Raw genomic sequence first — 581 nt, 5'->3', positions numbered from 1 at the left:
AAGATTTGAGAGAAAAGGTAAAGTGGTGGTACATCCGATTTATAAAGACAGAATCGTTACTATGATGAAGTATGATATCAAGTGTAGAGATTGGCAAAGGATTTACCGTTGCTTGAAGATAAGTTTTTCAGATGCGCGTGAGGATTGAGAACTTTACACATCGTTTTGTTAAGGTGTTCATTTTATTATTTTAAAAACGTGAGCTCAATGGTGAGAGCTTTCCCTACCCTAAGGCAAGTAATGTACAATTCATGTATTATGCATTTATGGCAAGTGCATGCTACTGGTAAATTTTTTATGAATTTCTTGTGTCAGAAAAGGATTACATATTCGGTTTTGGAAAAGCTTATCAAAGACTATGGACAAGGATGGTGTATCTGTGAAGATCGATATTGCCTTTGTTTGGGCTTATCCTTGTTCTGTAAGCTATAGATCTGTGCTGCAGAGGTAGAGAAGGTTAGCATGAAGAGGGAAACGTTGGCAAAAACGTTGGCAAAAGCAAGCGAAGATTTGCCCCCGAAGAGTTATCCTGTGGTAGATTCCTTGGGCTAAGCTTTGGACTTTCTTCTCATTCCAGGAAA

The sequence above is a fragment of the Bartonella sp. MR168JLCBS genome, assembly GCF_042194175.1.
Note: the sequence above shows the minus strand (reverse complement) of the source record.